This window comes from Butyrivibrio sp. WCE2006 (assembly GCF_000701985.1).
Lineage (GTDB): Bacteria > Bacillota > Clostridia > Lachnospirales > Lachnospiraceae > Butyrivibrio.
In genome coordinates this window covers 133,713-157,618 of the sequence record NZ_JNKH01000001.1, presented here as the reverse complement: position 1 = coordinate 157,618, position 23,906 = coordinate 133,713, and the positions used below count along the sequence as shown (strand labels likewise).

The window sequence follows — 23,906 nt, the reverse complement described above, 5'->3', positions numbered from 1 at the left end:
TATAATCGCATTATTTTAAAGCCACTGACAATGCAAATGCAGCAATCAGTTCGGCAAAAACAATAACCTGCAGAAAATATGCTGTTTTAAGCAGCCTTTTTCTCATGCGAAGTCTCTGCCACGCATCACCAATCGTCAATTGCAGCTCATCTGAAAGATTAAAAGTACTACCATCTTCAAGTCTCTGGATACCGGCATCTATAAGAAACTGTATTGTCAGTTCTTCCTTGCAATTTTTGCATTTTTCAATATGATTCAAAAAGTCCTCAAGAGAATAGTTATCCAGCTCATCCTCTAAGAAGTCCGGAATCATCCTCTGAAATTCTTTACAATCCATAGTATTCCCTAACCCCAATATCTTGTATGAACAGAATATCGCTAAGCATACTACTAAACAATATATAGCATACACCAAAATGTCTAATCTCACAACCTCAAATACACCTTTGCAGATAGGTGAAAAAGTCAATAAAACCCTGCGATAATCCGCAGGGTTTTAACATTTTTTCTATGAGTAAAACACTTTGCCAGGTTCTTTCGAGCCTGATAAGTCTTTCTATAAACAGAGTTTTTATGCGACTTTCTTCTTCCTGTTCTCTATCTGTCTTTCGATTTCTTCAATCTTTTCATCTGTAAGAATGTATTTATGCTTGAACCAGAAGATTGCAAATACGAGACCGATTATCGGAACAACTGTCATAGTCATTCTTAGTCCCATTTTCTGCATAACGCTTACTCCAAGAGAATAATCAATTGCAGAAGCTGTCTCTGCAGTGTCATTGCTAAGAGCAAGCACCTGAAGTGATAAAGCTGCAATAAAAGCAGAAACACCGGATGCAAGCTTTACTACAAAGGTCTGCATTGAGAAAATTACTGACTCGTCTCGTCTGTTGTTTTTAAGTTCACCATAATCAACGGTATTTGCAAGGAATACTGTAGTAATAACTGCCAGCATTCCGTTTGCAGCAAAGATAAAGAATCCGGGCACAAACAAAGCATATACGCTGCTCATAGATGTTGATGCAAGTGTGAGCAGAGAGATATAACCCGCAATTGCCATTCCCATGCTGATGAAATAAATTCTAATGGATGTAAAGAATCTTCTAAGAAATGGATAAAGAATCATCATGGCAAGTATCTGGATTCCACCACCAAATGTTGAAAACAGAGTATATGCACCTCTCCATCCTTCTCCACCAAAATCATACTTAAAGAAATAAATTACAAGATTGGATGTAATATAAATTGAGCAGTTAACGATGACTATTGAAACAACAACTGCCATTGCCTGATCATTCTGAATAAGAGCCTTGAACATTTCACCTATGGAAGGCGTTTCCATGTGAGCTGTTGATTTTTCTTTTACATTAAGGCAGCAGATTACCGTAAAAATCACAAATAACACTGCCACAATGATCGTAAAATAAGAAAAACCTATTCTCTCAATTTCTCTGTCAGCAATTCCTTCTCCGCCAAACATATGTCCAAGTGCTGACACAGCCATAACTGTCACTATTGTAATAAGTGCAGAACCAACGCCAGCGCAGGATCTTGCAAGAGTTGTAAGCCCCTCTCTTTCCTTGCCACCCTCAGTAAAAGCAGGGATCATTGACCAGTAAGGTATATCCATCATTGTATAAGTAACACCCCAGAGAATATAAGTTATTGCAGCATACGCAACAAGGCCACTTCCTGATAATGCAGGCGGTGCTGAGAACATCATGATAAGAACCACTGCATTGGTTAAGGTTCCAATCAAAAGCCAGGGTCTGAATTTGCCAAATCTCGTCTTGGTCTTTGCAACAACAGCACCCATAATCGGATCATTAAATGCATCAAACACACGTGCCACCATGAGAATAACACCCATCGCAGCTGCACTCACCCCAAGAATATCCTGAAAATAATATAAGATATATGATGCGGAAAGCATATATACCATATCCTTTCCAACTGCCCCAAGTCCATAGGAAGCCTTAGCGGCTCCTGAAAGTTTACCATTTTCGTTCATTTTAAATACACTCCTCCACTAATAAATAAGTCCTTTAAGACCTTTTTTCCTTTAACCCCATGGCAAGCTCAACAACCTTATATCCTCCATCGTAGAGGCCTGCCTTTTTATTATTTATGATATTCTCGCACATTTCATCAAGAAGCGGCGTTTCCAAAAACTGATCGATCATCTGTATTGTGTGCGGTATATCACGGCACTCCAGTGTACCATCACCAACTTCAGCAGAATGAATTGCTCCCCACATTTCATGTTTACCGACACGCTTTATGAAAAGCTTTGGTACGGGATAGAAAGCAAGCTCACTAGGCTTGGTGACAAGTATATCACAACTCCTCATAAGAAGATTAGTGCAATATACAGCCTCAAAAATGTTTTCATGATAAAATCCATGAATACCTTCAACTTCTGTTTCAGGTTTAAGTGCATCTGCCGCAAAGCTTTCCGTTTCCTTAAAATCTCCCATATGCTCGTGAACGTACGGTGCCATTTCCCTGATTTCTTTTTTCAGATCTTCCCAAACCTGCCTGTAATCCCCGACATTCACATAAAGAGCTGCTTCCTTTTTCTGAATTTTAGGAAGAAGATAGCTTATTATTGCAGCAAAGATTTCCTTCTGAGCACCTGCACCACCTATCGTAAGAAGGAAACGCATAGGCTTTTTGTTCTTCCTTCTCTGTATTCTCGCCTCACAATCAGCTTCAATGTTAGATGTCAGCTCATGATCAATATAATGACCTGTGTAAACAAGATCATCCTGTGGCATCGGCTTACATACTGTTTTCTTATTCATGCCATTAAGTATTCTATACCCCATATATGCATTTCTACACTGGATTGTATGAACTGAACCTTCTGAAAAATGAAGCGCCATTGGCCAGTTGTCGGGAATTGCATTAACCACATATTTCATTCCGGCATGAACGGCTGCCTGAGCAGGCCATACATGTGTACCGACAACAGGTATATTTTTAGGCACATTTTTATATACAGGTGCCATAAGCTCTGCATTTTTCTGATCTGCAGCATTATATGCCAATGCCCTGAATCCCTCATAATTGACGGGTTCCCATACAAGCTTGTTGAATATGGGGTTCTTGGAAAGTCTTGATCCAAGTGAATAAAGATTATTCTGGGCACTTATAACCTTGGTACATGTTGTGTGCGGATATGAATTAAGATCCATCCAGTAAGGAGTATAGCCAAGATATTTTGCACATGAAGCTATCGCCATACTTATTCTGTAATGTCCAAATCCCATTCGGATATTCCCTACGATGAGTCCCTTTTCAGAGTCAAAGGGGAGTGTTCCGTTTGTCAGAGCACCTTCCGGCAGAACCTCTATATTCTGCACACCAAGACTCTCACCGATGTATGGATTGACGCTGATTTTCACAGGATAATTAGCCTTTGAGTCATCTCCAAACTTCTTTATATTCTTTTCTTTTGTCTTAACAGCCTTCTTATAAACTGCTTCAGGCATAATATTTCCAAAAATTACCTTGGATTTATCAGACATTTATACTACCTCTTCCTCAATTTTAAAATTAATCTCTTTTCTTATTTTCTCACCGCCTGCTTCCAGCTTAATGATCAGTTTACCTGTAGATCCCTGTTTTCTCTTTGACCTGATATAAGTTCCTGCCATGCCGCCCCTTATCGGTACGATCTTTGGTCCTATAACATCAATTGCTCCTTCTGTTTTCAGCTTCACAGGCTCAGCAAAGAAAGGAAGAACATTGCCGTTCTGGTCGACCACTCTCATTCTTACCGATGCAACATCATAGGATTTACCCTCCAGCAGGTCTGCATGACTCACAACAGTCTCAAGTGAAATCCTGTTTACAGTCTCCTTTATAAGCGTTTTCACAACCTTACCGTTTTTGATAGCCTCGAATTTGAAGGATGTGGCCTCACCGCCCCAGTCTCCAATATATTTTTGATAAAGATCGACTATATCCTTCACTGACATATGGTGGATCAGCATCATCCTACCGCCGGTTATCTTATCTCCAATGCTTAGTTTGTTCATTCCGTATCTGGCTGCGGTGTTGAGAGCATGCTTTACTTTTTCAGAAAAACCTCTTGAGAAATTCTCATTGTCAGCAAGCAGATCTCCAATAAAATCATCCACAAGTATCGGTCCATGTGCAATGTTCTTAAATGGTGAATTTTTGGGATAAAACTCCTTTATAAAAACATCATTCTTATACATTTTAACGGAGTCAGCATTTGTGTAGAGCCATATGTCTCCTCTTATACATTCAGGATGTTCTCCAATATCCATGGATGATGAAAGCTCCAGAACATTTTTTTCATCTCCCTGCATTTCATAGGCTTTTGCGGCAAGTTTAGGATTCCTGAACATATCCATGACGCCGTGATAGCATATTCTGTCTCCGGATCCAAAATCTTTGTGAGTGTTATAATCGAACATACACCAGCCAAATCCTCCGGCAATATCGGATTCTCCGGCAATTGCATCCATAACCCTGATATGTCTCATTGTATGTTCAACCCGTATATCCTCAGCATCAAAGGTCTTGGTCGGATACATATGGCCGTTATATTCTGTGACCATATAGGCTTTTGCCATATCAGGAGTTGCATCCTTTTTCTTTATGCATCCGGGTGTCTTACCATTATGTGAAAAGTCATTCAGTGTATAAACATCCTCCAAGAGATTCATCTTCGCAGAAGCTCTGACTCCTCCTGTCGATCTCGAAGGATCAAGTTCATGGGCTACAGCATTAGTCTCTGTATAAAACTCATCATCATCTGCTGATTCATTTATACGAACCCCCCAGATAAATATAGAGGGGTGATTCCTGTACTGACAGATCATTTCCTTTTCATTGATAACTGCCTGTTTCTTCCAATCCGAATCGCCTATGTGCTGCCATCCCGGAAACTCCATAAACACCAGTATTCCAAGTCTGTCACACTCATCAACAAAGTCCTGTGACTGGGGATAGTGCGAGGTTCTTACAGCATTTAAACAGAGTTCCTCTTTTATTATCCTGGCATCATATTTTTGCATGGAGGCAGGCATTGCATACCCCACATAAGGATAGGACTGATGTCTGTTTAATCCCCTGATTTTAAGTTTTCTTCCGTTTAAATAAAATCCACCACTCTTAAAGGATGCACTTCTAAAGCCAAATGGCACCACATATTCATCAATCAGCACTTCATCCTTGCAGATTCTGACTATAAACTCATACATTGCAGGATTCTTCACATCCCACAAAACAACCGGAAGTGTATGATACGAAAGGCGGATCTCGTTATTTGCGCTCACACAATTAAGGAGAATCTCATCCTTATACTCATCGGTTACTCCTACAGGAAGCTCGCCCCCGATTCTCTTAAGGGATTCCGTAACCATGTATCCGTCCGCATCACCTTCAAGCTTAATTACTCCATGAATAAAAGCCCCTATCGCTACAGGTTTCACTTCACTTTCATTCATGTTTTCATCAAAAACTTCAGGTACATCGGAATATACAAACACATCAGATATATGAGTTTTCTCTGCAACTTCAAGATAAACATCCCTATATATTCCGCCATAGGTCATATAATCTATAACAAACCCAAAAGGCGGTACGTTAAGACTCTCTCTGCTATCAAGCTTAACAGCAATAATGTTTGGTCTGTCAAATAACAGCTTATCCGAAATATCAATTGCAAATCCTGTATATCCGCAGGAATGCTTACACACAAAATCTCCATTTATAAACACGAATGCTTCATGAGCTGCACCTTCGAAATGAAGAATGACACTTTTATCCTTCCATGAAGTATCAGCATTAAACACTCTTCTATATCCGCTGACCATCTGGTAGGTTTTATCGTCAAAATAATTAAACGGTGTTTCTTTTACCGTGTGCGGAATACGCACATTTTCCATTTCTTCATCATGATAATCGGCTTTTATCATTTCATCATCAAATTCAGGCTTAAATTTCCAATTATCATTTATGTATATTCTTTTTCTCATTTCATATTTCCTTAGGCTATTCAAGAAACGTCAATATATTCCAGCGTTTCCATAGTTATATATTAACATTATGTCAATCCACAAAACAAGAAACGTATTGCTCAAATTTCGTTTCCTGATTTTGTGCAAAAATACAATAACGATATTTTTTTTGTGTTGATTGAGAAAAATTTTCAAAATACATACAAAAAAGCCGATAATCAAACGATTTCATATCGTTTAATTACCAGCTTCATAATTATCGTGCCGGTGGTGGGACTTGAACCCACACGCCCGTGAGGACAACAGATTTTGAGTCTGCATCGTCTGCCATTCCGACACACCGGCCTATCGCAAATTTTTGCGACTCAAATATGTTACCACATCAAAAATGGATATTCAAGCATCAAATAAATAAAAGTATTACTCTGCAAAAGTTTAGCTATCCCATTCATCAAATTCAAGATCTCCGGCTTCTCTCCTGCCTGCGCGTTTTCCCAAAAGATAGAATACCCCTGCAACAATAAGTACGCATGCAAAGACAGACACTCCTACAATGATCATTTTTTTCTTATCTTCATCGAGTTCGTCGATTTTATCTTTAATAAAGCTAACCGTATCCTTTGCCTTGGTTCCGGTGAGCTCTATAATATTCTGAGCACTCTTTCTGATCTCCTCTGTATTAAAATCCTTTAATTTATCTTCGAAGAAAAAGCTCATCCTTATATCCCCCTCGTAAAATATTTATTGGCACGATTACGCTGAGGTCCTGCCTTCCGGTCGGAACTATTAAAGATCATGAATTCGTCACGACGGTTTCTTCCTTTGCAAGACCTTTCAGTCAATATTCTCATGTATAAATGATATCATTTCTTTGCCTGCTTTTACAGCCTCTTTACCATAAAAAACATGTCCTGCATCAGTTATTTGTATCATTTTGGCTGCCGGAAATTTTTTACGGGCATTGATGCTATATGACATGGGAACAACCTGATCCACATTCCCATGAAGAATAAGCACATTCCCGTTATATTTTTCCATACAGTCATTTATATCAAGTGAAAATGCATCCTCATAATACTTTCTGCCAACCGGAAGTCCAAATACCATGGAAGTTTCCTCTATCATTTCTTTTTGAGGATATTTTCTTTTGGCATCATCAAAAAGAACATATGCAGGATACAAAAGTACCATAGCCCTTATTTCTTTACCGGCCTGCGCCGCTGCAATTGTTGACGCAACCCCACCATGGCTTTCACCCATCAAAAAAATATTTTTCCTGTCGGCAAAGGGTGCTTTTCTGATATTTTCAATAACTGCCTCAATATCTTCACTCTCAGTAACAACAGACATTTCAGTCATTTTTCCGTCACTTTTAGAAGAGAGACCGCCTCCGCAAAAATCAAAAATATAGCAGCCAATCCCTTCTTTTACCAGCATTTCGGCATATGGTCTTGTTCCCTCTCGGCTTCCCCCAAAGCCATGGGCCATGATGACAATGGGATATCTTCCCTTTGAATCATCCGGCAAATATATTTCCCCAGAAATGTGATACCCGTCTCGCTCCACAATATATGTACTTTGCATATATATCTGCCTCACATATAATATAGAACCACATTATTCCGATAACAATTTTATCAAAATAGCATACTTTTAACAAGTTTTGGGCTATGCCTAAACGATAAAAAAAACATAAAAATAATATTCATTTTTTCGAAAGAAACCTGTTGCATTAATCCGAATATGTAATACAATATATAGTAGTTGCGGAAGTAAAGTCTCAACTATATGTATTTAATTGTGTAGAGTTTTAGCTATTGGGGGTTAATATGTCAACTTCTTTAGTGCAGGAATGCGAAACAAATATTCAGAATGATAATGTCGTTGATTACACTTTGATCAGACACATGCTTCGTTCTATTGGTAATCATCATTGGTCAGTATCTAAGGCTATGGATGAGTATGATGTTCCTACAGAACAGAGAGAAATTTATATGGAGACTATTGCAGATAAATTCTTTGTCAGCTGATAATTAGTTCCCACTTCAAAAAATGGACATATGCCACAGGCATTTGTCCATTTTTATCGTACAACTAATCATGTTCTCTATTTCACGGTAACCTTACAGGTTACTTTCTTTTTACCATCTTTTGTCATAACAGTAATCTTACACTTACCCTTACCCTTTGCCTTGACTACTCCTTTCTTGGAAATCTTAGCAACTTTTGCATTGCTGCTCTTCCACACCAATTCTGTATTCTTTGCAGCTGATGGTTCTATGGTAACTTTTAATGTATACTTTTTCCCTTTTTCAAGTTTTAGTTTCTTTTTATTTAATTTTAATGCCTTAACTTCAGCTGCTTTCCCGGAAACGGTAATATAGCAGCTGTCCTTAACTTCACCATCAGGTGATGAAGCTGAAATTTCACAGGTTCCAGCAGCCAGAGCCTTAACTTCACCATCAGAATTCACCTTTGCAATACTGGTATTACTGCTTTTCCATATAATCTTTGATTTTCCTTTGGTTGGATTGACCTTAACCTCAAGGGTATCGATTTCACCGGTTTTTAATGAGATCTTGCTTTTATTAAGTGTAATAGACTTTATCGCAACATACGAACCTACAGTTCCTGTCTCATAATTGCTGCTGCTCATCGGGTACTGAGAGTTAAAAGTGCTGTCAGCATACTGCGCCCATCTTGCATGATCGGTAAAATCACTATTACACTTCATAAAATAGGTATACTTTTCCGATGGCTTTCCGGCATCCCAGGTCGAATCAATATTGTAGTAAACACTTCCAACGCGGACAATATTCCAGCCATGACCACCCTGACTTGTATTACCGGCAACAAGTCTGCAGGACACTCCATTATCATTAAGAAGCCTGTATATCAGAAGTGAATACCCCTGACATACAGCACTATTATTTATAGCTGCCGCATAACAGGAATATTTAAGTAAAGATTTCCCATAATCATATTTGATATTCTGGCATACATAATTATACACTGCCAGAATCTTGTCATACTCGCCTTTCTGGGCAAGTCCAAGACTTGATGCAATCTGATTCACCTTCGCACTTACTGCCTGCTCCTGCTCAGATGTAGTGTAGTAAGTCATATAAAAGATAAAAGAACCGATAGTTTTACCGTTCTTTTTACTATAGGCGACCTGCATACCTGATGAACTATAGGCCCATTTTAAATAGTCCCCCTCACTACCGTTTCCGGTGTGATTCATGGCGGCATCAAACGCTCTGCTTTGCATTGCAACAAGAGATGAGCCGTCATACCCTGTACCGTCAAACTCATAGTTTATACGTATATTAAGGTCTCTTCTTTTAAGCGCATCTCTTAAGTCATTAATTATCTGAGCCTCTGTTGTCGCCCTTCCGGAATCCGCAAGGACAGAACTCTGGGTTATCTTAGACTCCGGTACGCGGTTTATGTCATCCTCACTGATAACACCTGCGTATAGAGGATTTATACGATATATAACCCCTGTAGAAGGCATATACGATCCATTATTTTCCGCATTGGAAATAAGCACTCTGGAACCGGAAAAGCAAATAAAAAGAGCAGCTATGATTACAATAGCCGTAGATCTGAAAAAATCCCTCATAATTTTTTTACTCATAAGAAAACCCTCAGTAGTGATCATAGTTTCTACTAAAAACTATGACTTCTTGCGGGCAAAAGCGGAAATCGCCAGCAAGAATCCTGCTTTGCAGGACACGCCCCTCACTTTGCGAGGACCTGGTCCAATACGATTCCCGTTTTTCTAAGGAAAAACAGGAATCTATGACATATAGTTACTGAGAGTATTATAACATATTTTAGTGCTTTAAACATTTATTAAGGAAATCTTTATTGTTGTAAAGCTTCAACAATTGTTGGCAAAAGCTGCTTTTTTCTGGAAACCACGCCCTTTAGGAGCGCTACATTATCGCTGCCTGCCGCAACATGAAAGCCTGCATCAATAATTCCTTCAGCCTTATTTCCTTCAAATGCTACGATTGATGACTCTGCTATGATATTGGTCATCATGAAGAAAATCATATCAAGTCCATCGCTCTCCATAATATCTCTGAGCTCAGGCAGAACTTTTTCCTTTATCTCTGCAAGCTCCTCCGCACTCATGGAATTAACCTGACCTATGCCTATAGTCTTATCTTCAACCGTAAATTTCTTAAAGTCCTGATGAACTATCTGCTTAGGAGTCTTATCACCCATGTTGGAACCTGCACGGAACATCTCTCTTGCAAATTCTTCAACATCAATTTTAGCTATTGCAGCAAGTTCTTCTCCTGCCCTCTTGTCTATCTCTGTACATGTGGGAGACCTGTACATCAACGTGTCGGAAATTATAGCTGAGAGCATAAGTCCGGCAGTAGTCTCATCAACCTCTACACCCATTTCCTTATACATAGAATAGATGATGGTACAAGAAGAACCAAGGGGCTGATTCCTGAAAAATACAGGATTTGCAGTCTCAATTGATGAGCCTAGTCTGTGATGATCGATTATCTCAAGTATTTCTGCTGAATCCGCGCCATCGACAGTCTGACTCTTTTCATTATGGTCAACCAGAATAAGGCGTTTTTTCATGGCACCCAGCAAATTACGACGGGAAATCATTCCAACATAATTATCATCCTCATCAAGGACAGGGAAATATCTATGCCTTACCTGAGCCATAGTCTGCTGTATATCCTCTATAAAATCATTCATATGGAAGGATATAAGCTGCTCTCTCTTCATGATTGAACCCACAGGAGCACTCTCATTTATAAGCCTTGCAACAGTGAATGTATCATAGGGTGTGGTTATTATCCTGCAACCCCTCTCCTCAGCAAGCTTCTTTATGGTATTTGTAACCTTGGAATCGATACATACTACAATGCAGGCTGCCTTGTTCTCAATAGCTACAAGCTGCGTCTCATATCTGTTTCCGCAGATTACTACATCACCGGGATTGATAATCTCCTCCATAATCTCAGGAGAAGCAGTTGCGATAAGAACTTTACCCTCGGTAATCTGCTCAGACATATCGCCAACAAGCATCTCGCCGTCAAGTGTATCCACGATATTACCGTAGTATGTCTTCGTCTCTGAAAGAATTGTGGCATCATGCACATCCATACAGGTCTGCATTATATCATTGGTTGTAATAAGCCCCGTAAGCTTTCCCTTATCCGTAACACAAAGAGTCACAACATTTTCTTTTTTCATTCGTTCCCAGGCACGCTTTAATGAGATATGGTCATCATCTGCATAAAGATCTCTGATCTCCATATCACATACCTGTGTTCTGACATCCTTGGTATAAACAGGAGCAGGAATTCCAAATCTGTTGAGAACAAACTGCGTCTCCTCGTTCAGATGTCCACATCTTCTGGCTTCATATTTTTCATCTGTAGACAATTTGTTTTTCAGATTTGCATAACAAATTGCTGCGCAAATTGAATCCGTGTCAGGATTCTTATGTCCGATTACATATATAGGTCTTTTAACCATAAATCTCTCCTCTGTGAGAAAGCAAACTCCACTAAGCTCGACATTACCTTGCTAAGTGCTCTATTTAACTAAATAAGAACAGTTGATAACTGTTCTTATTGTAACTCATTTTATTGAATTATTTTACCTTTTTTACACGAATCTGGTAAGGAATATTTTACATATTTATATTACTGTTCAAACTGACTCTTGTAGAGCTTAGAATAAAAACCATTTTTCAAAAGAAGTGATTCGTGATTACCCTGTTCTATAATGTGGCCATCTTTCATTACAAGTATTCTGTCTGCTTCCTTTATCGTTGATAATCTGTGAGCAACTATGAAGCTTGTTCTTCCATCCATCATCTTCTTAAATGCCCTCTGGATTCTCATCTCAGTTCTGGTATCAATCGAGCTTGTAGCCTCGTCAAGAATGAGCATGGGAGGAACCTGAAGCATAAGTCTCGTTATACAAAGAAGCTGCTTTTGTCCCTGTGACAGCAGGCCGCCATCATCACCGATGACAGTGTCATAACCCTCCGGAAGCCTTTTGATAAAACTGTGGGCATGTGACTTTTTGGCAGCTTCTACTATCTGTTCGTCAGTAAAGTCATTCCTTCCAAGAGTTATGTTATCACGTATTGTTCCAGCTCTAAGCCAGGTCTCCTGAAGAACCATTCCGTAATTTTTACGGATATCCGCCCTCCTTAATTTTCTGATATCATTTCCCTCTATGCTTATACTGCCTCTGTCAACATCATAAAATCTCATAAGCAGATTTATAATTGTAGTCTTTCCGCTTCCTGTAGGTCCTACTATGGCAACTCTCTGACCCTCATTAACAGACAAAGTCAGATCTTTAATAAGCTCTCTGTCCTTATCATAGGAGAAGTCCACGTCCTTTATCTCAATATTTCCTTTTACTTCATTGAGCTGTGCTGCAGGATCAGCATCAGGAATCTGTGGCTGTTCATCAATGAGTTCAAATACCCTTCTTGCACATGCGAGAGCATTCTGAAGCTCAGTAACCACACCTGAAATTTCATTAAAAGGCTTTGTGTACTGGGTTGCATAGCTCAGGAAAATCGTCAGCTCACCAACACTCATAATACCGCTTATACACTCAAAAGCCCCAAAGAGAGCGACAAATGCATATACTGTATTGTTTACCATTCTGGTGCTAGGATTAGTCAGCGATGAAAAGAATGTAGCCCTAAGGCTTGTGGACGCCAGCCTTTCATTGATTTCATCAAAATCTCTCTGATTTTCATCCTCATGTCCAAAGGCCTTTACAACCTTAAGATTCCCGACCATCTCATCTATAAGAGCCGTCTGCTCTGCCCTCGCCTTGGACTGGTCCCTAAACAAAACATATGATTTGGTGGCAATAAATTTTGCAACAAATAGTGAAATCGGTGTAAGCAGTACTACCATTGCAGCAATCTGCCACTGCAAATAGAACATGAACACCAGCGTTCCAAGAATAGTAACTATTCCTGTAAAAAGCTGTGTAAAGCCCATTAAAAGTCCATCTGCAAACTGATCAACATCAGCTATTATTTTACTTACAATTTCTCCCTGCTGATGACCATCAAGATATTCAAAGGGCAAAATCTGAATTTTCTCAAAGGCATCATTTCTTACGTCTCTTACAACGCCATAGGTGATTCTGTTGTTAACACCATACATAAACCACTGGCAAAGGGCTGATATAAGGACTACAATTCCCATTCTTATTAGCAGTACCTTGATCATTGCAAAATCAACGTTGCCTTCACCCATTATGCAGTCAACAACATTACCTGCAATTATAGGTGCATATAAAGCAAGAATCGCCGAAACTACAGCAAAAGTAATGGACAAAAATATAAGTAGTCTGTATGTAGCTGCATATTTAAGTACTCTTTTTAATTCACGCATTTGCAGCCTCCTTTCCAAACTGAGACTCATATATTTCCCTGTAAGTCTCACTCTTTTCAAGGAGCTGTTCATGAGTGCCGATGCCGTCAACCATTCCATCATCAAGAACAATTATCTTGTCACAGAATCTGACAGAAGCAGCTCTCTGAGACACGATTATGGTTACAGGCTTATATGGAAGTTCAGAAATAGCTTTTCGCAGATTTTTATCGGTCATATTATCAAGTGCAGATGAACTGTCATCAAGAATCAGGATCTCAGGCTTTTTGACCAGTGCTCTTGCTATCGTAAGTCTCTGCTTCTGACCACCTGAAAGATTTCTTCCACCCTGGGTAATATCAGCTGAAAGCTCTCCCTTCTTTTCCTTAACAACTTCTACTGCCTGGGCTGTTTTTATTGCATCCCATATTTCTTCATCACCGGCAGCTTCATTTCCCCACTTTATGTTATCCCTTATGGTCCCCTTAAAAAGAACAGCCTTCTGCGGAACAATTCCAATTACATCCCTCAGGGACTCAGTGGTGTATTCTTTAACATTTTTACCTTTATAAAGAACTCTTCCGCCGGTTGCATCGTAAAATCTCGGAACAAGATTCACCAGTGTTGTCTTTCCGGCACCGGTTCCTCCTATAACTCCTATGGTTTCGCCCCTTAATGCAGAAAAAGATACACCGGATAATGAATCCTCCGCATCACCATAATACCTAAGGCTTACATTTTCAAAACTTAAAACTGCCTCATTCTCACTGCAAACGGCAGTACGTGCATTAAGGTTCCCTGCCTCCATGCCTCCTTTTATTTCAAGCATGGCCTGTACTCTGTTTCCACAGGCATAAGCTTTAGTGATGGTTATTATTAGTGAAGCAAGCTTAACAAGTTCAACAAGAATCTGAGACATGTAATTGTACAGCGCAACTACTGCACCGGTTGTAAGTACACCGGCATATACCTTGTCAGCACTTGTCTTTAGCAAAATAATGATTGCCAGATTAAGGATCACATAAGTTATGGGATTCATAAGGGCAGAAATTCTTCCTACATATTCCTGAAGCTTTGTGAGAATTTCATTTCTATCCTTAAAATTCTGTGTTTCTTTATCTTCGAGTCCAAATGCTCTTATAACACGAACTCCTGAGAGATTTTCTCTGGTGAGTCCCAATACCTTATCAAGAAGCTCCTGGATTTTCTTGTATCTCGGGATTCCCCAAAGCATGATTCCAAATACCACAATTGACAGAACCACTATTGTTATAAGGAAAATCATAGCCTGATTAAAGTCAATCGTGAATGCCATCACCATGGCTCCAAAAACAACGAACGGAGAACGTAAAAGAAGTCTCAGTGTCAGATTAATACCCTGCTGAACCTGATTGATATCACTGGTCATTCTTGTTATCAGGGTCGTTGTTCCCATATTATCTATCTGTTCATAGGAAAAGCTCTGAATATTCTTAAATAAGTCCTTTTTAACCGCTGCAGAAAAATAAGAAGCTGCTTTAGCAGCAAAGTACTGGGCAGTAACGGCACAAATATATCCGATAGCTGCCAGAAGAATGAGAACAAGACTCATTTTTATTGCATATGGTCTATCACTCCCGGCTATACCTTTATCGATAATAGCCGCTACAACAAGAGGCACCGCAAGCTCAAAGCTGGCCTCAAGCAATTTGAAAAGCGGTCCAAGGACCGCTTCAAGAGAATATTTCTTCAAATATTTAAGTAATTTTTTCATGTGTATATTCTTAGACCTTTCGGATAATGATTTTTTAATATTCCACCTGCATATTTAGCCCATCCAAGAGTATACCCCAAATATGTGATAAGATACCAGCCTTTTTCTAAATTCTGTTCTCTAAAGCTGATTCCTCCAATAAATTCCATGGCCTTCTGTTCACTTTCAAGCTCAAAAGCATATTTGGCATCTGTTTTTGATAAAGCAAGTGCCAATGAATGAGAAGGCTCAAATCTGCCATTTTTGATTGTTCCCAAATGGAGTCCCGGTCTCATAACAGTAATTCCGCCTATTCCGGGCATCCCTTCTCCTGCAAGATAAAGCTGTTCGCCAAGCATAAAAGGTGTACCTCTGACCGCACCCTCTATCCTGCATGTATTCTTTAGACCTTTTACTGCGCGCTTTCCTTTTTTAGATTTTTTATCAGATTTTTCAGATTGATCTTTTGTGCTTTTGGCATCATCCAAAACAACCCGCACATCCCACAGGAATTCTTTGGCAAAATTCGCAAAAGGTTCTATATCATCAGTACCCGGTGCCTTGATCTTGCCGTTTATATTATAGACTCCTGCGTTAAGTTCTATATCACCGGTCTTTTCAAACACAGCAAAAAAATGGCCCTCACCTTTTATCTTATGAGGCCATAATCTGCCGCTGCAACAAGCAACATCATCTATAATATCCTGTGGAAGTTCAAGCACAAACTCTTTATCAATAACTTCATCCTCAGAAATATCAATCACCCTTTTCAAGTTATCGATATTTCCGCTGACCATTCCATCAAAAAGTTCTATTCTTACAGCCTTTAGACCTAAAGAAAGGATCTTTGCCGCCTGATATTCATCCTCCTCCGGCGCAAAAGTACAGGTAGAATATACCAATCTTCCACCAGGGGCCAGCATTTTTACCGCTTCCTTTATAATTTCTGTCTGCCTCTGTGCACAAAGTCTGATATTATCGATACTCCAGTTAGTAACTGCTTCATCATTTTTTCTGAACATTCCCTCACCGGAGCAGGGCGCATCAACCAAAATTTTATCAAAATAGCCCTCAAATATATCCGAGAGCTTCTTCGGTTCCATGTTGGTTACAAGTGCATTTCTTACGCCACACCTCTCTATGTTAAGAGAGAGAATCTGAGCGCGCTTTTTATCTATCTCATTTGAAACAAGCACTCCTTCCCCTTTCATATAGGAAGCTATCTGAGTGCTTTTTCCTCCTGGTGCCGCGCATAGATCAAGTATTTTCTCCCCGGGTCTGGGATCCAGATAATGAACAGGAGCCATAGCACTTGGTTCCTGAATATAATACGCTCCTGCTTCATGAAGAGGATGTTTTCCGGGCGCACCTTCCTTATAAATAAATCCATCAGGCTCCCATTTTACATCAGAAATAAATTTCGTTCCTGATTCTATCAGGCATTCCTTAACAGAATTCTCATCATCTTTTTCGCTTCCAAAAGCCTTGAGCGTATTAATTCGCAGAGCCGTAATTTTCTCACTGTCAAGAGATTCCACAAATCCTTCATATTCATCAGAAAGAATGGCTCTTATTCTATTTTCAAACTGTTCATCAAAGTTCATCTTTGTGCTCTTTTAAAAATTTTTTTATTCCTTTAAAGGTATCAGCGCTTATTATATGCTCTATTCTGCAAGCATCATTCTCTGCTGTTTCTTCATCGACATTAGCAGTAATCATCAAAAATTTTGTCAGATTCTTATGTCTGTCATAAACACTTTTAGCTTTTTTCTTGCCCTCATCCGTAAGCTCAAGCTCTCCACCGGGAGCAACAGTAATAAAACCGTCATCCTTAAGAATTCCAACTGCTCTGGACACACTTGGTCTTGAAAAGCCAAGTTCATTAGCCACATCTATAGATCTGACATAACCTTTTTTCTTCTTTAAAAGATATATTGTTTCGATGTAATCTTCACCCGATTCCTGCATAGCTCCTCCTTGTGTTTTGCTAAATTAAATTTGTTACTGCTTAATTGATTATATAGCTTTTTGAACAACAGGTCTACCTTTATCTTACAAAACTATAATATTTGTTAAAGTACACTGGTCTCCGGTCAATGCGACCAGTATATTCTTTTCATTATCCGGAATTATAGTGGTATTTTTTATGGAAATACCTGCATTTGAAGTCACCATTGTAATCTTATTTTTCCTTCTTTTAAAAGTAATCTCACATGGAAATCCTTTTTTATTGCGTTCCTTCCAGACATCCCAGCTCTCAAATTCCGCATCCTTCCTGACTACAAGCTCATTAGATGCTGTCTTGACTTTTGTGGCATCTTCGCCGTCGATTCGAATACATGCAAATTCCCTATAATTAGTGCCATCCTGCTTTTCATCATCTGCTGAAAACAAAAGGACATATGCGCAGTGCCAAATTAGATTTGCCGAAGGGAGACTTTTGGTAAAAAAGCTGATCCGCATACCATCTCTGACCGGTAGTGGCTTTGTAATATCAGATCTGTATCCATTTATCTGAACATTCGGAATATCACCCTGAAGATTATTGATATAGTTCACCTCTTGTGCAATTCTTGGAATATAGTCCTCTAAAACTGCTTCTTTATCCTGCTCAACAGTTATATTCTGTATTTTACAGTGCTCTCCGGTAATTCCTATATATGCAAACCGGACAGCATCCAAAAGAGCAACTATTACATCAATCCTCTTATTCTGGTTCCTTATCTTTATTCTAACATGGTCTTTAATTCTTACGGCTTCAATTTCGCATTTTGGAGAAAATGAACCGCTTTCGGAAATAGTTGACTTGATATCTCTGGCAGCTGTGCAGATTGTATTGCCATCCAGCCAGATTTCACCATATTCGATATAATTCAGTACTCTGATATTCCTATCATCATTATGCACACAACCGTCAAATGAATCAAATAGAATAATGGAAGGCATAGCAAATCTGGATTCATATCCCAGATCAGAATTAATTTTAAAGGATATTTTTGTTTTGTGATCTGTTATCTGAAGTCCATCTGAAACGCTGTTTTTATATTCTTCAAAGCGCATTTCAGTTACCTTGCTAAGATCAGTATGATCTGTGCTGTTAATATTTTCTTCCTTCTCCCTCATCATGTATTCGGTATCTTTGTCGATCATATTGACCATGATTCTAGCATATTCAGGATCAAAAAGGGTTCCCTGACCCTTTACTATTTCCTCCCTGACAGTACTCTGTGGAAGCGGGTCCCTGTAGCTTCTTCCGGATGTCAGATCATCATAGCTGTCAGCTACCGCAACTATTCTTGCAATATCAGGTATATCCGTACCTGATAATCCACTTGGGTATCCTTTTCCGTCGAATCTTTCATGATGATACTTTGCACCAATGCTCAAAAAAGGAAACTCACTAATTGATGAAAGAATCTCTCCGCCTATCTCAGTGTGTTTCTTTTTTATCTCATATTCTTCATCAGACAAATTACTATCCTTTTGTATGATATCATCTTTTATACCAATTTTGCCAACATCATGTACAAGAGCAGCAAAATATACTTCATCACACTTTTTTTCATCCATCCCGGACAGACGGGCGATTTCCCTGGCATACTCTGCAACTCGGAGTGAATGCCCACGGGTAAAATTATCCTTGGCATCAATCGCTGTCGCAAGAGCAGTTACTGTTTGCTCAAAAAGATGCTTCAAGTTCTGCTGTTCAACCTTTAACTGGTTTATCTCTATCTGATTGGCTCTCTCTACCCTTTCATTCATGTCAAGAAGCGCAAAAATATAAAGTCCTATTACCATGACAACGGCAGCCATGTCCACAAGAGATACACCATACGCAAACAACTGAATCATGGAAGCCGTAAGACTTACAACGTCAAAAAGGAAAACTGACAAAGCAATTTTTCCGCGTAGTCTTTTTCTATATCGCACAAGTGTGGCAAGCTGAATAATTAAAACAAAATATGGAAAAACATAGCTTATAAAATAATATGGAGATCTGGTGTAAATGTTATTTTCATCAAAAGTATAGTATATCCCCGTAAACTGTGAAATGACAACAAGACATATTGCAATAACAGACAGAAGCTTTGTAATGTTCAAAATGATTGGAGGCTTTTCTATTTCACCTTCATTCAAGAGTACATCTTCAATGTACAGGCTTACGGATAATAATACGACATTTATTAAAACAAATACCAGAAAGTTACTTATTCTAACCATCCAATATCCATAAGTGCCCGGTATACCATGATATAAATATGCCACTCTGTCTGCCCACAGCCAGATGGCAGACCCGATTTCCATCTGCAAAAGAGCATACTTTCTGCGTCTTGGCATAGCTTTGGAAATGAACGTAAAAAGTGCAATTATTCCGCAGATACTGGAGAGCCCCAGCATCAGATCAACCTGATGATTTCGCAAAAAATCAAACATCTTCTGCTCCTTATTCACCTCTTTAAATATTGGTTTATGTCTGACTCAGTCCGGTAGGATACGAATACCACAAGCCCCCAAAGGATGTGCGCTAGCGTTAACCGGCCCCTATAATATGCTCCATTTCATCCCAATCAAATAGTTTCAGGTTTTTCTCAAGCCTTGTTATCTTATCCTGATCATTTTCAGGTAACTTATATTCCTTTAATTGTTTTATGATCATTTCGACAGAATCATAATCCATTTGTGCAATAACTTCTTTAAGAGCCTCGTATGCATCTGCAAGCACATCACCGGGAATTTCAGGCTTGTCATCGCCAGGCTCCTCTTCATCTTTTCTTAGCCTCTCAAGCTTCTTCAGATACTCCGTGTAGCAGCTAAGAAGTTCTTCAGTATGAGCAGCAATATACTCCGTATCCTTCTTATTTCCTGCATCTTCAAGATTTTGACAATCTTCTGAAAGCTTCATCGCACCTATTATTCTTGCAGAACTTTTCAGTGAATGAACCTTTACCGTATACATTCTTATATCCCCTGTATCATACGCATCCTTTATAACTTTGGCATTCTGCTCAATTGTATCGAGGAAAAGTTCAAGTGATGATACAAATGCCCGTGATCCTCCTGAATGTTTTATTCCTTCCTCAACAGAGATTCCTTCAACATCGTAAAGCCATTTATACTCTTCACTCAGCTCAGTATCTTTTGATAATGCATCTGACTGCTCAGGCTTCATCATAATATTCTCAGGAAGATGGCTCATTATCGCCCGCTCAACCTGCACAGTATCTATAGGCTTTGAAAGATAACCGTTAAAGCCCTTTGATTTATAGAATTCATCCCCAGCCGTACTGTTAGCTGTGAGTGCATAAACAGGAAGATCAGGAAAGCTCTCTCTGATCTCAGCAAGAGTTTCGATGCCATCCATCCCGGGCATCATGTGATCCAGAAGAACAACATTGAAGCTTCCTGACTTCAGTTTTTCAAGACATTCCTCTCCGCTCTGTGCCGTTGTCACAAAAACCTTAGTAGGTTTGAGAAGGCCTTTTATAACCGCCAGATTCATGGGATTATCATCAACTACCAGAATATCGGCATCCGGAGCCACAAACTGAGGCACATATGGTCCTCCAAGGGATGAATCATCTTCTTCCGTAAATTTCCCCAGCGGATGCTCGTCTATAATCTTTTGTGATAACGTGAGAATAAATTCACTGCCTTCACCATAAACACTCTCACACCAAAGCTTGCCATTCATAAGTTCAGCAAACTGTCTTGATATATCAAGTCCCAATCCTGTACCCTGAATTCCACTGTTCTTTTCTTCATCAAGTCGTTCATAGGCTGAAAACAGCTTGTCCAGGTCTTCATTTTTGACACCGATACCGGTATCCTTAACTGAAAATCTGAGTGCACAGGACAAAGAATCCTTTTTCTCAACGGTAACAGTAAGCGTAAATCCACCATCATCTGTATACTTTACTGCATTCGTCAGAAGATTAAGAACAATTTGTTTTATCTTTACCTCATCACCGTAAAGTCTCTGAGGAAGATTTTCATCAATATCAACATCGAAGTAAAGATTTTTCGCATCACTCCTAACTCTGATCATTGTAATAATCGAACGGAGCATGCTCTTTGTTTCATATTCCTGCTCAACCAGATGCATTTTTCCTGACTCAATTTTTGATATGTCAAGAACATCATTTATCAGTCCCAGCAATGATTCAGTAGCATTCTTTATATCGATTGCATAATTTATGATAGACAGGAAATAGCTTTTGGGAACACCGTTTGCTTCTTCACGTAAGATCATTTCATCCATACCAAGGATAGTATTTATAGGCGTTCTGATCTCATGAGACATATTTGCAAGGAATCTTGATTTTGCCATGTTGGCGCGTTCAGCCTCTTCCTTGGCATCCTGAATCTGAAGGTATTGCTTTCTGATAACCGTGCCGTTCATTATTCTGAAAACAATAAAGCCCGAAATAATTATAATAAAAGCAATTATAATAATTCTTATTACATTAAGTTCCAACAGCCTTGGCTCTTTTCTGATATTGAAGGTATCATCAGAAATAATGTGTGCATTTACTCTGTCCAGAATCTGAATATGCAGAACATAATCACCGTAGCCAAGCTCGGTGTACTCCAAAGGTGTAAGCTTACTAAGTTTTGATGTAATTCCTATATCATCGGCTCCTCCCAGAAACATATGTATGTTTGGATCCGACAACGTATAGTCAAGGATATCCGCAGATATACTGATACGCTTGCAGGATGAAGGAATTATATATCTTCCGTTCCTGTCAGGGAAAATCCTGTTACCATCACATAGGATTTCACCTATACTGGTTTTTATTTCAGGAGTCTCCTCTACAAAAGTATCTGTATCTACCATGCAGACACCTTTCTGACCGGCAATATAAAGAGCACTACCATCCATGCAGCTATATCCATTAGCCACGGGAATGCTGGTTAATCCGCTTGAAACATCATAAAGTCTGAACTCCTTTATATCATCATTAAGAAAATCTTCCTGATTTACTACGTAGATACCCTGAGAAGATGTAACCCAATAGTTACCTTTTTTATCTGAAAAAATGTCAAAATTATCATTATAGGGGAAAGTTGTTATATGCTTAAGCTCTCCGTCTTTCAGGATCATTATGGAATTGGAAGTCACAAAATAAACAATATCTTTTTCAATATTCCTCTTTATCTTTACAACAACATCACTTGTAAGACCGGAATCTGAATTTGTATCAATCTTTGTTACCCGGTTATCGCTTTGGATTACATATATTCCGTCTCCATCAGTGCCTGCATATATTTCCCCATCATCGCCTTCGCAAATTGTAAATATTATAGAGTTTGTGATTCCCTCATCAGGACCTGCAACCCTTATCACTTTATCATCTTTTATAAAAGCAATTCCTGCATCAGTTCCTGCAACTATAGTTCCATCTTTTGTTTCATAGGTACATCTTACCTGATTTCCAGGCATTCCATTTTTCGTATTAAAGTCAATGATACTTCCATCTTTTTTTGCACATACAAGCCCAAGGCCTTTTGTGAAGGTCGAAAGCCAAAGATTCCCCACACTATCCTCCATAAGGCATCTTATACGGCTCTCACCTAAATGATAAGTAATATCATTCTTCATCCTCTTTCTGTTCTGCCCTATAAGTAAAAGCCCGTTGTCCGTGCCGATATAAAAGCCTCCATTATGCAAACATATGGCATTTATTATCTGATCATCGATTTCAGAAGCCTTGGTAAAATTGTCGAAATTATTAAAAACAATCTTAGCCACACCAAATCTTGATGAAGCAATCCATAAATTATTCTGATAATCTGCAGTCATCATTTCTATTCCGGAATCAATCGGCAGATCATCGATAATACTTAAATGATTTCTTTCATCAAGATATCCTATGGCATCCCCTGAAGCTATAAGAACATGCCCGAATTCATATGTCATCCAGTGCACATTTCTAATTGGCTCAATTATTATCTTTTTCATATTAATTGCGCCATCGCCAAAATATCCATGATATACATAGTTTTGATCCGTTCCAAAATACAGCTTTCCATTTTCCTCAGGATCTGTCAGTATTGTAGTGATATCCCCCGTTCCTAATTCCCTGCTTGTGTAAAATCCGGAAACCACACATTTTTCAATCCTGAAAACACATCCGTCTTTAGTATGCCCATAAATATCTCCGACATTGTCTGATTCCAGTTTAAGAATTCTTTTATTATCAATTCTGCTATCGTTAATTGTATGGAGCTGCATCTTTTTATCGACATAACTGATTCCCGCAGTTGTTCCTATGAAGATGTTTCCGTCTTTGTCTTCAGCAAAGCATCTGATAGAAGATGATTGCAATCCATCTCCCTTCTCAAAATGAATAAATTTACTATCTTCAACGACAATAACGCCGTTATCATTAGTTCCACACCAAACGCGTCCCCTGCTGTCTTCAAACTGATATCTGACTCCGGTAAGGCCATTGTCAACGGCAATCCTGTCAAAATTAGCGCCATCATATCTTATAACACCACTGCTTCCACCTATCCATACATATCCATCAGATGACCCAAGCACACTATAAGCCTCAGATGTAGGTAACCCGTTTGAAGCATCATAAAGTATGGACATATACTTTGTTTCAGGCTTTAGATCAGTTAATGCATAGCCGCCTCCGATCAGTCCCTGCGTATGATTTTCAGAATTCTTATCATCTTCAGCAGCAAGAGCGCACAAAGAACCCCCACATAAAAGAGCAGCGAGAAAACACAGTATTATTAAGTTTTTGATTTTCTTTACCACTGTCATAA

General features: G+C 39.1%; 15 protein-coding genes and 1 tRNA gene. 1 reads left to right on the top strand and 15 read right to left on the bottom strand.

Annotation, left to right across the window (positions count from 1 at the left end; genetic code table 11):
• Positions 1 to 10: 10 nt before the first annotated feature.
• The 7 genes from T501_RS00695 to T501_RS00665 form a co-directional block, all read right to left on the bottom strand.
• The gene (locus T501_RS00695) at positions 11 to 337 is read right to left on the bottom strand and encodes a zf-HC2 domain-containing protein (RefSeq protein ID WP_049945654.1); all 327 of its coding nucleotides are present in this window, start codon (positions 335 to 337) and stop codon (positions 11 to 13) included.
• Positions 338 to 571: 234 nt separating this feature from the next.
• Entirely contained in the window at positions 572 to 2,011 is a 1,440-nt protein-coding gene (locus T501_RS00690; protein WP_044912671.1) for a glycoside-pentoside-hexuronide (GPH):cation symporter, read from the bottom strand.
• A 34-nt stretch (positions 2,012 to 2,045) separates the two neighbouring features.
• Positions 2,046 to 3,530 (bottom strand): DUF6937 domain-containing protein, encoded by a 1,485-nt coding sequence (locus T501_RS00685; RefSeq protein WP_044912670.1) that lies wholly within the window; start codon positions 3,528 to 3,530, stop codon positions 2,046 to 2,048.
• The gene (locus tag T501_RS00680) at positions 3,531 to 6,014 is read right to left on the bottom strand and encodes a glycoside hydrolase family 2 protein (RefSeq protein ID WP_044912667.1); all 2,484 of its coding nucleotides are present in this window, start codon (positions 6,012 to 6,014) and stop codon (positions 3,531 to 3,533) included.
• Positions 6,015 to 6,258: 244 nt separating this feature from the next.
• A tRNA-Leu gene (locus T501_RS00675) sits at positions 6,259 to 6,341 on the bottom strand.
• Positions 6,342 to 6,431: 90 nt separating this feature from the next.
• Positions 6,432 to 6,713 (bottom strand): hypothetical protein, encoded by a 282-nt coding sequence (locus tag T501_RS00670; protein ID WP_044912666.1) that lies wholly within the window; start codon positions 6,711 to 6,713, stop codon positions 6,432 to 6,434.
• A gap of 117 nt (positions 6,714 to 6,830) precedes the next feature.
• Positions 6,831 to 7,580 (bottom strand): alpha/beta hydrolase family protein, encoded by a 750-nt coding sequence (locus T501_RS00665; protein WP_049945655.1) that lies wholly within the window; start codon positions 7,578 to 7,580, stop codon positions 6,831 to 6,833.
• A 245-nt stretch (positions 7,581 to 7,825) separates the two neighbouring features.
• On the opposite strand from T501_RS00665, the gene T501_RS00660 reads away from it, so the two are divergent.
• The gene (locus tag T501_RS00660; protein WP_026509427.1) at positions 7,826 to 8,026 is read left to right on the top strand and encodes a hypothetical protein; all 201 of its coding nucleotides are present in this window, start codon (positions 7,826 to 7,828) and stop codon (positions 8,024 to 8,026) included.
• A gap of 77 nt (positions 8,027 to 8,103) precedes the next feature.
• Here T501_RS00660 and T501_RS00655 read toward each other — a convergent pair whose 3' ends face one another.
• The 8 genes from T501_RS00655 to T501_RS00620 all read right to left on the bottom strand — a co-directional run bounded on the left by T501_RS00655 (position 8,104) and on the right by T501_RS00620 (position 23,904).
• Positions 8,104 to 9,636 carry an Ig-like domain-containing protein gene (locus T501_RS00655; RefSeq protein ID WP_044912665.1) on the bottom strand — a complete coding sequence of 511 codons (1,533 nt, stop codon included), beginning with the start codon at positions 9,634 to 9,636 and terminating at the stop codon, positions 8,104 to 8,106.
• 230 nt (positions 9,637 to 9,866) lie between these two features.
• On the bottom strand, positions 9,867 to 11,516 hold the full coding sequence (locus T501_RS00650; protein WP_044912663.1) for a putative manganese-dependent inorganic diphosphatase: 1,650 nt from the start codon (positions 11,514 to 11,516) through the stop codon (positions 9,867 to 9,869).
• A 170-nt stretch (positions 11,517 to 11,686) separates the two neighbouring features.
• Positions 11,687 to 13,414: an ABC transporter ATP-binding protein gene (locus T501_RS00645; protein WP_242845463.1), complete on the bottom strand. Its 1,728-nt coding sequence runs from the start codon at positions 13,412 to 13,414 to the stop codon at positions 11,687 to 11,689.
• Complete coding sequence (locus T501_RS00640; protein WP_044912659.1) at positions 13,407 to 15,146, bottom strand: ABC transporter ATP-binding protein; 1,740 nt, start codon at positions 15,144 to 15,146, stop codon at positions 13,407 to 13,409. The genes T501_RS00645 and T501_RS00640 overlap by 8 nt, the downstream gene beginning before the upstream one ends.
• Positions 15,143 to 16,729 carry an RsmB/NOP family class I SAM-dependent RNA methyltransferase gene (locus tag T501_RS00635; protein WP_044912658.1) on the bottom strand — a complete coding sequence of 529 codons (1,587 nt, stop codon included), beginning with the start codon at positions 16,727 to 16,729 and terminating at the stop codon, positions 15,143 to 15,145. The genes T501_RS00640 and T501_RS00635 overlap by 4 nt, the downstream gene beginning before the upstream one ends.
• The gene (locus T501_RS00630; protein WP_044912657.1) at positions 16,719 to 17,093 is read right to left on the bottom strand and encodes a metal-dependent transcriptional regulator; all 375 of its coding nucleotides are present in this window, start codon (positions 17,091 to 17,093) and stop codon (positions 16,719 to 16,721) included. The genes T501_RS00635 and T501_RS00630 overlap by 11 nt, the downstream gene beginning before the upstream one ends.
• An 84-nt stretch (positions 17,094 to 17,177) precedes the next feature.
• Entirely contained in the window at positions 17,178 to 19,559 is a 2,382-nt protein-coding gene (locus T501_RS00625; protein ID WP_044912655.1) for an HD domain-containing phosphohydrolase, read from the bottom strand.
• A gap of 97 nt (positions 19,560 to 19,656) precedes the next feature.
• Positions 19,657 to 23,904, bottom strand: a complete 4,248-nt coding sequence (locus tag T501_RS00620) for a hybrid sensor histidine kinase/response regulator (RefSeq protein ID WP_081842978.1) — start codon at positions 23,902 to 23,904, stop codon at positions 19,657 to 19,659.
• Between the last annotated feature and the right edge of the window lie 2 nt (positions 23,905 to 23,906).